The organism is Streptomyces sp. MspMP-M5, assembly GCF_000373585.1.
In the GTDB taxonomy this organism is placed as follows: Bacteria; Actinomycetota; Actinomycetes; order Streptomycetales; family Streptomycetaceae; genus Streptomyces.
Window position 1 is genome coordinate 1 of the sequence record NZ_KB891948.1, and the last position, 13,960, is coordinate 13,960.

A 13,960-nucleotide genomic window follows, 5' to 3' on the forward strand; every position below is an offset into this window, starting at 1 on the left:
ACGATCTCCCGCATCGCATAGGCGCCCTGATGACCGCTGACCGAGCGGTGCCGGTCCTTCCACGCGGTGATCACCGGCTCGATCAACGACCACTGCCCGTCCGATAAGTCGCTGGGATATGACTTGCGTTCACTCACCCCGCCAACCCCAGCAGACCCCACACGACGGACCCGCGGATTCCGCCCACACCTCACACCATCGGGCGACCACAGAACGACTCAAAGACTCACGAACCGCCCACTGAGAGGGTGGGGGCATGGCATTGGAAATGCGTGAGCTGTGCGAGCGGTGCGAGACCACCGTTCTGGTTCCCGACGGCCCGGCTCGCATCTGCTCGTACGAATGCACCTTCTGCGTCGCGTGCAGCCAGGCGATGGGACACAAGTGCCCGAACTGCGGCGGGGAGTTGGTGCCCCGCCCGCGTCGCCGGGTAGGTTCCTGAACGGCCGATCCGCCGAGGGGGAGTGGTTCAAGTCCGGGCCGGCGGTTGAGTAGAGCTCATCTACGATCCGCGTGATGGGGCCCCGGCAACCCCGATCGCTCCCGCGGTACGGAGCGCGGCATCGCCGATCGCGTCGAGGAAGCGGCGCCGAAGCAGGGCGTGTACCCCGGCGCAGCCTCTCGATCGTCGGGGCGATCTCGGGAACCGTCTTCGTCTACGCCGCGCTCGCGAAGTCGGACGTACAGCCCTTGGTGCTGAGCACCACGGCGTGCCTGGGAGCCGTCTACGCCATCAGCTCGGCCGCCGGTGCCCGGCTGCTGCCGACACCAGCCGGAAGCGACGGAGCCGACTCCCCCGACGCCGTAACAGACCAGGCGGAGTGCCCGCGCTTCCAGGGGCCGAGATCGAATGCCGCAGACAACGAACGCCCACGGATCCGCATGCACACCACGAGGAGTCACACGTCGCTACAGGTCCCAGTGGGCGAAGGTGCCGAAGCCTGTGGATAACCCCGATCCGAGCATGCCGACCGGGCGCGGGAGATCGAGAGGCGGGACCACCATCAGGGCCAGGGCCAGCGGCGGAGTCGGGCTCGTCAGGCACTGGTGAAAACCCGGTGGAAGCTATGTCTGTAGTGTCGCTTATGCTGCATTGGGAGATCACGGGGGACCAGGGGAACCAGAGGACCGGGAGAGAGCGCGGCATGTTCAGCAAGCTGTTCGGCAGAGGTGCGGAGAGATCGGCGGCGGATCCGCACGCCCTGCCCGTTCCTCCCAGACAGAAGCATGGGACCTACCCGCTGCGTGCGCTCGGGGATGCACGGGTGCTCGCGCTCACGGAGGCGGCCGTCACGGGTGACTGGGAGGCGGTCAAGGCTGCGCTGGCCCCCTTCGATCTCGGCCGCGACCATCAGGTCCTCGGCCAACTGGCCGACGTGGACGGCCTGCAGGATTGGATCGGCCGGGCTGTCGAGGAAGACCAGGAACACCGGGCGACGGCCCTGCTGATATCCGGGACGCGCCACATCAGCTGGGGCTGGGAGGCGCGCACCGCCGAGCTCGCCAAGAACGTCGCACAGGAGCAGTGGCGGGTCTTTCACGAGCGGCTCCGGATCGCCGAGGAGCAGCTGCTCCAAGCCGCTGAGTTGCGGCCGGATTGGATCACGCCGTGGTGCCACCTCCTCACCTCAGGCCGCGGCATGTCGCTGGGCCCCGTCGTCAACGAGGCCCGGCTCCACGCGGCCCTGCGCCGCGACCCGCTGGACCTGGAGACCCACCTTGAGTGGGTGTCGCAGTTGCAGCCCCGCTGGGGAGGGGAGCCCGGCCAGGCTCTGGCGTTCGCCCGCGGCGCGCTGGCCCACGCCCCGCAAGGGCATCGCCTCGGCTGCGTGATCGCCATGGCGCACATCGAGGACTGGGTCGAGTCGGACCAGGCAGACTGCCTCGAAACCGCGGACATCCAGGCCGAGTTGCGGGCCGCGGCCGACCACAGCATCCTCCATCCCGCCTACCCGCGTCGCCTGGGCTGGCAGCACGACTTCAACATGTTCGCCATGGCCCTGGCGTTGGCCGGTGAGCGCCACACGGTCCGGCGCGTCTTCCAGGCGCTCGACGGCGCCTACACCAGCTGGCCCTGGACCTACTTCGCGGAGCCCGAGAAACAGTTCACCCGCTGCCACCGCCGCGCCTGAGCGCACGCCGCCCCGGCCCCGCCCGCCCGTCGCCCCTCCCTCTCCGGATTGCCCGATGACTCTGCCCGACCCCGCCGCGCACGCGGCCGGCGCCGACCGCACCTTCCAGGTGGATCTGCGCGGCCTCGTCGATCTCCTCTCCCACCACCTCTACTCCAGCCCCCGTGTCTACCTGCGCGAACTGATGCAGAACGCGGTCGACGCACTGACCGCCCGGCACGCCCTCGCAACGGACGCACCCGCCGACGCCTTCGGCATCCGCCTGTACGCCGACGGTTCGGTGGTCCGAGTCGAGGACGACGGCGTCGGTCTCACCGAAGCCGACGTGCACACCTTCCTCGCCACGATCGGCCGCAGCAGCAAGCGCACCGACCAGATCGCGGAGCAACGCGGCGACTTCATCGGTCAGTTCGGCATCGGGCTGCTCTCCTGCTTCCTGGTCGCGGACGAGATCCACGTCCTGAGCCGCTCCGCCCGCACCCCCGACGCCCCCGCCGTGGAGTGGCGGGGACGCGGCGACGGCAGCTACACCGTCCGCACCCTGCCCGCCTCCGCCCGCCCTGAGCCCGGCACGACCGTCACGCTGACACCGCGCGCCGACGCGGCCGAGTGGACCCGGCCCACACAGGTGCACACGCTGGCCCGGCACTTCGGTTCCCTGCTGCGCCACCCGGTGTCCTTCGACGACGGCACGGGCGGCCCGGGCGCGTCCGTGAACCCCGAGCCCGCCCCCTGGGCGCGTACGTACCGCACTCCGGGAGCCCGCTCCCGCGCGCTGGCCGAGTACGGCGAGGAGGTCTTCGGCTTCACCCCGCTGGACACCATCGAGCTGGACCTGCCGGCCGTCGGCCTGAGAGGCATCGCCTGCGTGCTGCCCGAGGCGGTGCCTGTCGGGCGCCGCCACGGCCACCGCGTACACGTCAAGGGCATGCTCCTCTCCGAGCAGGCCGAGGAGATCCTGCCCGAGTGGGCCTTCTTCGTCCGCTGCGTCGTCGACGCCGAGAGCCTGCGCCCGACGGCGTCCCGCGAGTCCCTGTACGAGGACGACACGCTCGCGGCCGTCCGCGACGCCCTCGCCGAACGGCTGCGCGCGTGGATCGCGCGGACCGCCGCCAGCGACCCGGACCTGCTCGCCCGCTTCCTCCAGGTCCACCACCTGGCCGTGAAGTCGCTCGCCGTGCACGACGACGAGATCCTGCGGATGCTGCTGCCCTGGCTGCCGTTCGAGACCACCGACGGGCACACCACCCTCGACGAGTTCGCCCGCACCCACCGCACCGTGCTCGTCACGTCGAGTGTGGAGGAGTTCCGGCAGGTCGCGGCGATCGCCTCGGCCGCCGGCCTCGGCGTCGTCAACGGCGGCTACGCCTACGACCGTGAACTGGTCCAGCGGCTGCCCGAGATCAGGCCCGAGATCGGCGTCGCCGACCTCGACCCGGCGACCCTCACCGCTCACCTCGACCCCGTCGACCGGGAGACGGAACTGGCCGCCGCGGCCTACCTCGCGCTGGCCCGCGACGCCCTCGCCCTCTTCGACTGCGACGTCGCACTGCGCACCTTCCAGCCCGCCTCCGCCCCCGCCCTCCTCGTCGACAGCCGCGAGGCCCGGCACGAGCGCACCCGCTCCCAGCTCGCCCGTGAGCAGCAGGGCGGCCTGTGGGGCGACATCCTCGGCGCCCTGCACCAGGAGGCACCGCGGGCCCAGCTGATCCTCAATCAGCTCAATCCGCTGGTGCGCACCGCCATAGCCATCGACGAGCCCGAGCTCGCGCGCACCAGCGCCGAAGCCCTCTACGGGCAGGCCGCGCTGCTGTCCCGGCGCCCGCTCAGGCCCGCCGAATCGAGCCTGATCAACCGCTCCTTCCTCGACCTTCTCGCCCACGCCCTGCGCAAGGACAGCTGACGATGCCGACCGCACCCCAGACCATCGACGAGCTCTACCAGGCGCTGCAGGAGAACGACCGGCTGCCCTACGGCCGGACCCGCACCGTCACCGCCGAGGAACTGGTCGACGCCGCCGAGCAGTTCGCGGAGCCCGTCCCGCTCGTCCACGCGCTCCTCGAACTCCAGGAGGCGTACACCTACGGCTCCGAACCGAGGAAGTCGCCCGTCGTCTTCGCCCGCCTGCTCACTCTCTTCGACGAGCAGCCCGACATCTTCGACGAGCGCCTGCGTCACACGCTGTTCTGGCGCTTCAAGTGGGTGGCCAACGCCCTGCTCGTACTGCCCGAGATACCGCTGACCAGCCTGCACCAGTGGCTGACCGAGATGCGCGACCGGTACGACAAGGCCGGCCTCGGCCTCCAGCCCTACTACGGACAGGCATACCAGCTCGCTGCCCACGTCGGCGAGGACACCACCCTCGCCTACGAACTGTGGGCGGGCCGCGACCGCACCGCACTCAGCGATTGCGAGGCATGCGAGATCTGCGAGCGCGCCCGGTACCACCTCGCGGCGGGCGACGACGAGCGGGCGCTGCGCACCTGGGAGCCCGTCCTGTCCGGACAGGAGTCCTGCAAGGAGGAGCCGGCCCGCTCCCTCTCCTACGCCCTGTTGCCGCTGCTGCGCACCGGTCGCCCGGAACGGGCCCGTGAACTGCACCTCGCCGGCTACCGCGGCTGCCGCCGCAACCCGTCGATGGCCGGGGAGGTCGGCAGGCACCTGGAGTTCTGCGCGCTGACCGGCAACGAGGCGCGCGGCCTGGAACTGCTCGCCGAGAACCGGAACCTGTTCGCCGAGGTCGACTCACCGCTGGACCTGCTCAGCTTCCTCACCGGCGTCGAGGTCCTGCTCCAGCGCGTCGAGCTCCTCGGCCACGGCGCACTGCCCGCCGCCGGATTCGCGGGCCGCACCTGGACGGTGGCCGGCCTGCGCGCCGAGGTCGGCCGCCGCGCCGACGACCTCGCCGCACGTTTCGACGCCCGCAACGGCACCACGGCCCGCGCCGACCGCCGCAGGGCCCGCCTGGAGCGCGCCCCGCTCCTGGAGGCACTGGAACTGACTCTGCGCAGCCGCCACCTCGACGACGTCGCTGTGGACACCCCGGTTGCCGCCCCCGCTGCCCGTACGGCCGCCACCGTGCCCGACGCACTGCCCGAACTCATCCTCCGGGCACGGGAGTTGGACGAGCAGGGGCACCCGGACGCGCAGGCGTGCTGGGCACGGCTGCGTACGCTCGTCGCCGCCGACGACTTCACCCACCCCGACGACCCGGCCGTAGGCCCGCTCGGACGGCTCCGCGCGGACCTGCTGGCCGACGACGCGAGCCGGGCCCAGGACAAGGACGACTTCGCCGTCGCCGCAGCCCTCCACGAAGAGGCCGCGGCCCTGTACGAGGACGCCGGCGCGCAGGACCACGCGACGCTCGCCCGCGCCTGCGCCCTGCTGGCCACCGCCGAGATCCCCACGCAGGACGCCGACGGAACGGAGGCGAAGGCCGCCGCACTCACCGCCGCCCACGCGGCCATGGTCCGCCTGCACGAGACGACGTCCGGCCTCGCCCCGTACCAGGAGGCCCGTCTGCTGCGACTGCGGGCGACCGCGCTGGGACTGCGCCTGCAGACGTCGGGGAGCGAGGAGCACGTCGCAGCGGTCCTCGCCGAGGTGGACCTGCTGCACGAGTTCGCCACCCGGCACGACGTCGTCGGGCAGATTTCCGGCGCCCAACTGCTGCGGGCCAGCACGTACGCCCTCTCCGGCGACCTGCCCGCCGCACTCACCGAAGTCAACGCCCTGCTCGACCGGTTGAAGGCCCACGGCCCCGCCTGGCACGTACCCCGCACCCTCGGGCTGCGCGGTCGACTCCAGCTCGGCCTCCAGGACGCACAGGCCGCACACGCGGACCTGACCGAAGGACTGCGACTGGCCACCGACTGGCCGGCCGACGCGGTCGACACCGCCCGCCTCCACGGCGAGCTGGCCGAGGCATGCCTGCACCTGGGACGTCCCGACGAGGCACTGCGGCACCTGACGCGCTCCGCGGAGCAGGAACTTCGCCACGGCAGCCGAGCCGATGCGTTCTATGCCTACGGCAACGCGGCCCGGCTCAGCCTCGACCTCGGCCGCGTCGAGGACTGCATCGCTCTGCTGGACTCCCTGCTGGCCGAGCCGGACATCGCTGCCGGCGAACTGGACGACCGGCTCGTCGCCCAACTGCGCCTGACCCGCGCCCGCGCGCTGCACGCGGGTGATGACCTCAAGGCCGCCACGACCGAGTTCGTAGCCCTCGCGGCCGAGTCGGCCGACTGGGACGACGACCCGGGAAGCCACGCCATGATCGCCGCCGAGACTGCCGTACTCCTCGGTGAGTCCGGCGTGTTCGCCCGGGCCCGTGAGGCCGCGGACCAGGCACTCGCCGCCCACACCCGGGCCCCGCGCTACGAGCAGCTCAGCAACTGCCTGCGCGAACTCGCCCGCCTCCAGGCCCAGCAGCAGGGCGCCGACGGCCTGGCCGACGCCCTCGCCTTCCTCGCCGACGCCGGCCGGATCGCCGACGAGGCCCGCGCCGCCGACTACGAGGCCCAGGGCCGCTCCCTGGACACCGCCCTCGCCTACGAACACGGACGCGTCAACGCCTACGCCGGTGAGTACGGGGACGCCCTGGCCGCCCTGGAGAAGGCCCTCGCCCTGCTCGGCGAACCGGGACCGCAGCAGGACCACGCCGGCGAATGGGCCGAATGCGTCCGTCTCGCAGCTGTCATGGAGGGCGTCTATCTGGAACGCCCCGCTCCCGCCCTCGCCCGCCTCGACGCGGCCGTCTCCCGCCTCACGTCCCTGGGCCACACCGAGGAAACCGAGCCACTGACGTCCCTGGCCACCCGACTGCGCGACGAGGAGTGATGCGACGTGCCCGGTGACGAGCAACAGCCCGCCCCGTCACCGGGCACGTCCCTCCCCGGCCATCGAACCCTGTATTCCGAGGTTCGTAGTGGGGCGGAGATGGCGGCCTCCAGTTCCCTGCGCATCAGGTGTTGGCCCAGGCACACATGAATGCCGTAGCCGAACGCAGGATGAGACCGGGCCTCGGTGCGATGCAGGTTCAGCACCTCGGGCCCGTGGCGGACTGTGTCGTCGTGGTTGGCCGCACGACAGACGATGTGTTCAGGGAGACGTCTCGCGGCAGTCGCAGGTGGGTGCCCATTCGGGATGAGCCGGTGGGCTGACTGGCGCCAGATGGTGGACCCGGGCCGGCGGAAGGTTCCCCAGCACCGTCTCCGTGCGGAAAGTGTGCCGACGCAGGATGCGGCGCAGTACGCCGAGCCCGGCGAGGGTGCGCTCGCGGTCCACGGCGTCGGCCAGCGTCCGGCGTATGGTTTCGCCGCCCACGTACCCGAACAGGGACAGTGTGCCGCCGGGCCGCAGGGACCCGAGGAGCCGGTCGAAGATCTCTTCGGTCGTGCGGGCGTCGAAGTTGGCGAACGGCAGGCCGCACACGATGGTGTCGTAGGAGCCGAGTTCGTGTTCCTGGATCAGGCCCGTGTGGATGCGCAGTCTCGGATCGTCGGCGTAGGTGTCGCGCAGCAGGGCGGCGAAGCGCGGGTTGGCCTCGATCAGGTCCAGGGTGTCCAGTCGGCCCAGTGAGCCGGTGATGTAGCGGGTCACCGCTCCCGTACCGGGCCCTACCTCAAGTACCGCGCGGCTGCGACCGGGGTTCGGGATCATGTACCGGGTGAGGGCCCTGCAAAGCCGGGCACTGCTCGGGGCGATAGCCCCCACGTCCTGGCGGGTCTTCGCGTATTCCCGGAGGAAAAGCGTTACTTCGGCCACGTGCCATCCATCTGTCTAGTGCTTGCGAAGTTATCGAGGTGCGAGTGATGACACCTTCTTAGACGGCCATCGCGGCGACATCGTGCCGAGCAGTGTGCCCTTGAACTGGTAAAACAACTGATGAGTGGTCGGGGAGATGTCGTGAAGGAGATGTGCCGGGGCTCCTTCTCCTCGTCACGCGGTCCAGGGCAGCGCGGAACCTTACTTCACGAGTGCAAGACCAGAAATTGTTCGGTCTTCATTCCTTTGTTTGGAGTTGTGCTGACTTTCCCGTGTTGCAGGACGACGGCCGTGGCCGACCGTCGATCGCCTCGACGCAGCGCGTGCTGAGCGGCGGCCTTTGCTTCGGTTTCGCCCCACAGCCAGGCTCCACTTCCTGGCACCGACCGCGGGGCATAGTCGCGGTCGGTGCTGTGGGGAATGATCGTCGGTCGTGGGTCGGCCGGGTCAGTCAGTTCCAGTGACCTGCGGCGGCGGTTTTGGCGACGTAGTCCTCGAACCGCCGGGCCGGTCGGCCGAGGGCTCGTTCCACGCCATCGGAGACCGCGGCGCCCCGGCCGTCGCGGATGGCCACCAGAAGGCCGCTGAGCAGTCGCGCGACATCGGCCGGGACGCCGTCGGCGACCCGGCGCCCGACGAAGACTTCGGCGGCGACGTCGACGTGACGGATCGTGCGCCCGGTGGCCTCGCTGATGAGGTCGGCCGCCTCACCGAAGCTGATCGCCCGCGGTCCGGTCAGCTGGTAGATCTGGCCGCTGTGCCGGTCTTCGGTCAGCGCCGCCGCGGCAACCTCAGCGATGTCCTCCGCGTCGACGAACGGCGTGCGCCTGTCACCGGTGGGCAGGGACAGGCTCCCGTCAAGGATCCCCGGCAGCAAGAAGGATTCGCTGAAATTCTGCGAGAACCAGTCCGGTCGCAGGATGGTCCAGTCGATGCCGCTGCCGCGCACGGCCTGCTCGGCGGCCTTGAGGGGGTGACCGTCGTCGGCATGACCGACGCCGTGCGCCGACAGCAGCACCAGTCGCTGCACGCCTGCGGCAACTGCCTCGGCCACGAACCTTGGCATGCGCGCCTGGCGGTCCACGCCCGAGCGCAGATTCGGCTCCACGACGTAGACGGCGGCAACGCCGTCGAGGGCCTGCGCCCAAGTCGTCGGGTCGTCCAGATCGAAGGGGGTGTCGCCGCCGGTGCGGGACGCCGTGCGGACCGGCCGGCCGGCGGCCTGCAGGCGCCGGACGATGCGGCGACCAGTTTTGCCGGTGCCGCCGATGATGAGGATCTTCTTCATGCCTCCAGAGAACTCCAGAGACGGAAGACGATCCATGGGAGAACATCCCAGATACCTTTGTGATCGTCTAGCTTCATCGACATGGACGTTCTGAGCGATCTGCTGCACCGGGCCCGCACCAGGCACGCGCTGATCAGACAGCTGATCCAGCGCCCGCCCTGGTCCATGACCTTCGCCGACGCTCCTGCGCTCACGGTCGTGGCCACGCTCGGCGGCCACGCATCGATCCGGCTCCACGACTCCGACGCTTCGCCGGCGCTCCTGACCTCGGGTGACATCGCCCTCATCACCAAGACCGGCAGCTACACCATCGCCGACCACCCGTCCACCCCACCCCAGGTCGTGGTCCATGGGGGAAAGAAACACATCATCGAAGGGGGAGCAGAGGGGCCGCGTGCTCCCCACAGCCTGGCCCCCCGCACCTACGGCGACGGTCTGCCCGGAGCCACGACCATGCTCCGGGGCGCCTACGAACTCCGCGGCGACGTGAGCATGCGCCTGCTGCACATGCTCCCCCCGCTCGCCATGGTGCCCGCCGGGCCGCGGACCCGCACGGCGCTGGACATGCTCGCCACCGAGGTCGCCCACGAGGAACCCGGCCAGGACGCCGTCCTGCACCAACTACTGGACCTCGTACTCGTACTGGCGCTACGGGCATGGTGCGCCAAGCCGAGCACGGCACCCCCTTCCTGGTACCGGGCGCTGGCCGCTCCCGCCATCGGCGACGCGCTGCGCCACCTGCACGAGAAGCCGGCCCACCGATGGACAGTCGCCGAACTGGCCGCCAAAGTCGGCATGTCTCGCGCCGCCTTCGCCGCGCGCTTCGCCAGCCTGGTCGGCGAGCCACCGCTCACGTACCTCACCGGGTGGCGGATGATCCTGGCGGCGGACCTGCTCCGGGACACGGAGGCAACCGTCGCAGCGGTGGCCCGCGAGGTCGGGTACGAGGACGCCTTCGCCTTCAGCGTGGCGTTCAAGCGTGCCCGCGGAGTCAGCCCCTCGGTCTGGCGCCGGCAGGTGTGATGACCCCAGACTCCTCGCCGAAACGGCCCTCTCGCAATGGCCTCGGAGACCTTCCGCCGCTCCTGCCGTGGTGCGGAGACCGCGGGCGCGCACAGCCTCGCGTGGCCTATATGCGATAGCCGCCAGCGGGGAATCGGGAGGGCCATGACCGGCCGCTGGCAGGAGCACATGGGCTTCATCCCGGGCAGAGGCAGGGGCAGGGGCAGGGGCAGGGGCAGGGGCAGGGGAGAGGGAGGGGGAGGGGCACACGTACGAGTGGGGGACTCCCTGCCGCACTGCCGGCACACTGGAACAGCGGCAAGAGAGTAGCCGGGAGTGTCATGAATCCGTGGTGGTCCCGACTCCGGCTCCGCTCATGGACTGCCAGACACGCCGTATCCCTGCTCCGGAGCGTGCCTGGACCGGCCCTCGAATCGTCTGCGCGGCCATGTCATACCCGGGTATCACCTGCCGGTTGGCACCGTCGTATGGCGACTCCAAGGGCCTTTCTCCCTAGCGTGGTTGGCAGGGACCCGCCGCGTCACGGCGGGCTACGGGAGGGGAGTCTTCATGTCTGCGTTTCGGCATCGTTCGGGCCGTCGGAAGCAGTGGCGCCGGGCCAGTCTGAGGGGCACTGCACTCGCTGCCGTGGCGCTGCTGACCGCGTGCACCGGGACGGCTGCCACCGGTTCGGCCACCGCAGGTCCCGGCGCGAAGGCGGGGCCCGGGCCGGCGGGCGCCGACGTGGCGCACCACGGACGGCGCGCGAAGGCCGCGGCCCCTGTGGATCGCTCGCCCCGCGACGTCGGCAAGCAGGCGCGGGCCATGCTGCCCGCACCCACCGGGCCGTATGCCGTGGGGACCACTTCCCTTCAGCTCACCGACCACTCGCGGCAGGATCCGTGGCAGCCCGAAAGCGGGGCACGCGAGTTGATGGTGAGTTTCTGGTATCCGGCCGTGCGCGGTGCCTCGCACGCGGCCCGCGTCTCGTACATGGAGCCGCTCGCGGGGGCGCACTTCGGGAGCAAGCGCGGGGCCGCGTCGTTCAACTACAAGTTGCCCGCGGGCCGGACCGACTGGTCGGCGACCGGGACGCAAGCCCGGCAGAACGCTCCCGTCGTACGTGGCGGTGGGCGCCTGCCGGTGGTGCTGTACTCGCCAGGCGTCGGCGATCCGAGAACTTGGAACACCGGGCTCGTCGAGGATCTCGCCTCGCGTGGATATGTCGTCGTGACCGTCGACCACACCTACGAGGCATCCGAGGTGCAGTTCCCCGGCAACCGCCTGGCCGAATCTGTGCTGCCCGGTCTGATGAAGCCCGGCGTGGACATCGGAGCCGTGCAGCGCAAGACCATGACGGCCCGGGTGGCCGACACCCGTTTCGTGCTCGATGCGCTGCCGGGGCTCCGGCACCGCGCCGGGCTGCCGACCGGGCTCGCCGGCATGATGGACCTCGGCCGCATCGGGATGGTCGGGCACTCGGCGGGCGGCTTCACCGCCGCGCAGACCATGCACGACGACCCGCGTATCAAGGCAGGCGCCAACCTCGACGGCACCATGGACTTCGGCGGCCCCGACGGCAGAGGCCACCGCCTGAGCTCGGTGGCCCGCGACGGCGTGGACCGGCCGTTCCTCCTGATGGGCACCGCAGCTGCAGACTCCGGCGACTACCATCACCAGCCGTCCTGGGATGCGTTCTGGACGAACTCCCGTGGCTGGCATGCTGATGTGACGCTCAAGAACTCCGAACACGGCTCCTACACCGATGCTGCAGCCCTGCTGCCACAGCTCGCCCGTCAAGGCGCGGCCCCGGAGGCCGCCGTCAGGGCGGACATCGGGACTGTGCGGCCGCAGCGGGCGGTCGCGGCGACCCGGGCGTATGTGGCCTCGTTCTTCGACCGGTGGCTGCGCGGCCACGACGACCACCTGCTGGACGGCCCGTCGCCGCGCTTCCCGGAGATGACGTACGCGCAGTAGTAGACGGTCGGTTCCACACCGGGGGCCTGATCCTCTGGGCCGGACCAGTCGTGTACGCCGTACGCCCTGGCGAGATCTCCGACGAGCCGGCCAGGCGTCGAAGGAGGTCACGGTCCAGGCCAGGACATCGAACCGCTGGGACTTGGCGACGGCCGCGTACTCGGCGTTGCGGACGATGCGACCCTGGTTGTCGATGACCACGGAGCCCCGCGGGCGTGAGCGGCGCTCATGAAGCCGATCGCCCGCTAGAACGGGAGGTTCTTCGACTTCTCCACCTCGATGGTCTGCCAAGGAATCCAGCACCACTGCCCGATCGGGCCCGACGGCTCCGCGTACAACACGGAGGAGTCGATCTCACCCGGCTGACCGGCTCGGCGCGGCGTGCTTCTGCCGCAAGCCTCCGCCGTCGCACCGTTCCACCGACCGATCGCCGCCTGCTTCGCCGCTGCCCTTTGCCGCCGTCGTTCCTCGCACCGCACCCACCCGCGGTGCCGACGGCAGCGGTACCCGGTCGGCCCGGCGGTGCCGGTGCTTCGTATGCTCGCGGTGCGGGGAACCGGAAGTTGACCACCTTCGGAGGCGAACGACCATGTCGGAACAGCGTGTTGTCCTGGTGACGGGCGGGGGAACGGGAATCGGGGCCGCCACCGCCCGGCTGCTGTGCGCGGCCGGGCACCAGGTCGTGATCTCCGGGCGGCGGCCCGAGCCACTGCGGCGGGTGGCCGAGGAGACCGGAGCGCTGGCCCACCCTTCCGACGCCGCCGACCCCGAGGCCGTGCGCGAGCTCGTCGAGACGACGGTGACGGCCTACGGGAGACTCGACGGTGTGGTGCTCAACGCGGGAATCGGGCGGGGCGGCGCGGTCGGCGACACCTCGGTCGAGGACTGGGAAGAGCTGATACGGACCAACCTCACGGGCCCGTTCCTGCTGCTGCGTGCCGCGCTGCCGCATCTGCTGGCGGCCCGCGGCGCGGTGGTCGCGGTCGCCTCGGTCGCCGCGCTCCGCAACAGCGTCGGCAACGCCGCCTATGCGACGTCCAAGGCGGCTTTGCTCCACCTCTGCAGCTCCCTCGCCGTCGACTACGGTCCACAGGGACTGCGGGCCAACGCGGTGTGCCCGGGCTGGGTGCGTACGGAGATGGCCGACCAGCGGATGGCACGGTTCGCGGCGGAGGCGGGGCTGGCGGGCGGTGCCGAGGCGGCATACGAGGAGGCGAACCGGCTGACTCCCGCCAGGCGGCCGGGTGACCCGGAGGAGGTCGCCGAGGCGATCGACTGGCTGCTGTCGCCCGCCGCGTCCTACGTCAACGGGGCCGTCCTCACCGTCGACGGCGGGGTGACCACGGTCGGCGTCGGCGGCGCCGCCTTCGATCACCGGATCGAGGCGCGCAGCCCGCGTCGGTAGCGGGTTAGCGGACTGCCGGGCAGGCCCGCTCCACAGGGCTCGTGGCGGGGATGGAACCCAGGGGGAGCCATGAGATGAGGTCCACAGGCGGGCCCGCCGGCACACAGACCACCCGCGTCCAGGCGGGCCCCTCCATGCGAGGGGAATCTCAATGACGAAGTCAAGCCGCCTGTGTGACCGGTGGGGCGGAGGTGAACAACCTCTTGTCACGCAACATGGCCCAGAGNACGTCGACCCGGCGTCGAGCGAGCGCGAGCAGAGCCTGGGTGTGCAGCAGCCCTTCGGATCGCTTTTTGAGGTAGTAGTCGCGGGAGGGACCGGGCCGCATCATGGCCGTCTGTGCGGACATGTAGAACAACCAGCGCAGGCGCCGGTTGTAGCGTTTGGGCC

Annotated in this window: 10 protein-coding genes and 1 pseudogene; 7 read left to right on the forward strand and 4 right to left on the reverse strand. The window is 70.8% G+C overall.

Translation table 11 applies throughout. The features are described from left to right. Positions 1-137, reverse strand: a 137-nt coding sequence (locus B073_RS44955) for a transposase (protein WP_161195960.1), incomplete at its 3' end; no start/stop codon positions are given. 119 nt (positions 138-256) lie between these two features. On the opposite strand from B073_RS44955, the gene B073_RS44960 reads away from it, so the two are divergent. The 4 genes from B073_RS44960 to B073_RS0135705 all read left to right on the forward strand — a co-directional run bounded on the left by B073_RS44960 (position 257) and on the right by B073_RS0135705 (position 6,971). Beyond that, on the forward strand, positions 257-442 hold the full coding sequence (locus tag B073_RS44960) for a DUF1272 domain-containing protein (protein ID WP_078508359.1): 186 nt from the start codon (positions 257-259) through the stop codon (positions 440-442). 703 nt (positions 443-1,145) lie between these two features. Beyond that, entirely contained in the window at positions 1,146-2,132 is a 987-nt protein-coding gene (locus tag B073_RS0135695) for a hypothetical protein (protein ID WP_026248038.1), read from the forward strand. 55 nt (positions 2,133-2,187) lie between these two features. Continuing rightward, entirely contained in the window at positions 2,188-4,035 is a 1,848-nt protein-coding gene (locus tag B073_RS0135700; protein ID WP_018542850.1) for an HSP90 family protein, read from the forward strand. A gap of 2 nt (positions 4,036-4,037) precedes the next feature. Beyond that, positions 4,038-6,971: a hypothetical protein gene (locus B073_RS0135705; protein ID WP_018542851.1), complete on the forward strand. Its 2,934-nt coding sequence runs from the start codon at positions 4,038-4,040 to the stop codon at positions 6,969-6,971. Positions 6,972-7,232: 261 nt separating this feature from the next. Here the strand turns inward: B073_RS0135705 and B073_RS42305 are convergent, their stop codons facing one another. Then, positions 7,233-7,793, reverse strand: a complete 561-nt coding sequence (locus B073_RS42305) for a class I SAM-dependent methyltransferase (RefSeq protein ID WP_078508361.1) — start codon at positions 7,791-7,793, stop codon at positions 7,233-7,235. Positions 7,794-8,349: 556 nt separating this feature from the next. Next, the gene (locus B073_RS0135715) at positions 8,350-9,186 is read right to left on the reverse strand and encodes an NAD(P)H-binding protein (RefSeq protein ID WP_018542853.1); all 837 of its coding nucleotides are present in this window, start codon (positions 9,184-9,186) and stop codon (positions 8,350-8,352) included. Positions 9,187-9,267: 81 nt separating this feature from the next. Here B073_RS0135715 and B073_RS0135720 point away from each other — a divergent pair, with 81 nt between their 5' ends. From B073_RS0135720 to B073_RS0135735, 3 genes are all read left to right on the forward strand, one after another. After that, on the forward strand, positions 9,268-10,209 hold the full coding sequence (locus tag B073_RS0135720; RefSeq protein WP_018542854.1) for an AraC family transcriptional regulator: 942 nt from the start codon (positions 9,268-9,270) through the stop codon (positions 10,207-10,209). 627 nt (positions 10,210-10,836) lie between these two features. Continuing rightward, a complete protein-coding gene (locus tag B073_RS0135725; RefSeq protein ID WP_018542855.1) occupies positions 10,837-12,165 on the forward strand; it encodes an alpha/beta hydrolase family protein in 1,329 nt (442 codons plus the stop codon). A gap of 589 nt (positions 12,166-12,754) precedes the next feature. Next, entirely contained in the window at positions 12,755-13,570 is an 816-nt protein-coding gene (locus B073_RS0135735) for an SDR family NAD(P)-dependent oxidoreductase (protein ID WP_018542857.1), read from the forward strand. Between the two features lie 160 nt (positions 13,571-13,730). Here the strand turns inward: B073_RS0135735 and B073_RS0135740 are convergent. Next, positions 13,731-13,960, reverse strand: a pseudogene (locus B073_RS0135740) (IS110 family transposase); the annotation flags it as partial.

Coding starts and splice junctions, on each gene's coding strand:
- B073_RS44960 (WP_078508359.1), top strand. CDS start 257: ATGGCATTGGAAATGCGTGAGCTGTGCGAGCGGTGCGAGACCACCGTT.
- B073_RS0135695 (WP_026248038.1), top strand. CDS start 1,146: ATGTTCAGCAAGCTGTTCGGCAGAGGTGCGGAGAGATCGGCGGCGGAT.
- B073_RS0135700 (WP_018542850.1), top strand. CDS start 2,188: ATGACTCTGCCCGACCCCGCCGCGCACGCGGCCGGCGCCGACCGCACC.
- B073_RS0135705 (WP_018542851.1), top strand. CDS start 4,038: ATGCCGACCGCACCCCAGACCATCGACGAGCTCTACCAGGCGCTGCAG.
- B073_RS42305 (WP_078508361.1), bottom strand. CDS start 7,793: ATGATCCCGAACCCCGGTCGCAGCCGCGCGGTACTTGAGGTAGGGCCC.
- B073_RS0135715 (WP_018542853.1), bottom strand. CDS start 9,186: ATGAAGAAGATCCTCATCATCGGCGGCACCGGCAAAACTGGTCGCCGC.
- B073_RS0135720 (WP_018542854.1), top strand. CDS start 9,268: ATGGACGTTCTGAGCGATCTGCTGCACCGGGCCCGCACCAGGCACGCG.
- B073_RS0135735 (WP_018542857.1), top strand. CDS start 12,755: ATGTCGGAACAGCGTGTTGTCCTGGTGACGGGCGGGGGAACGGGAATC.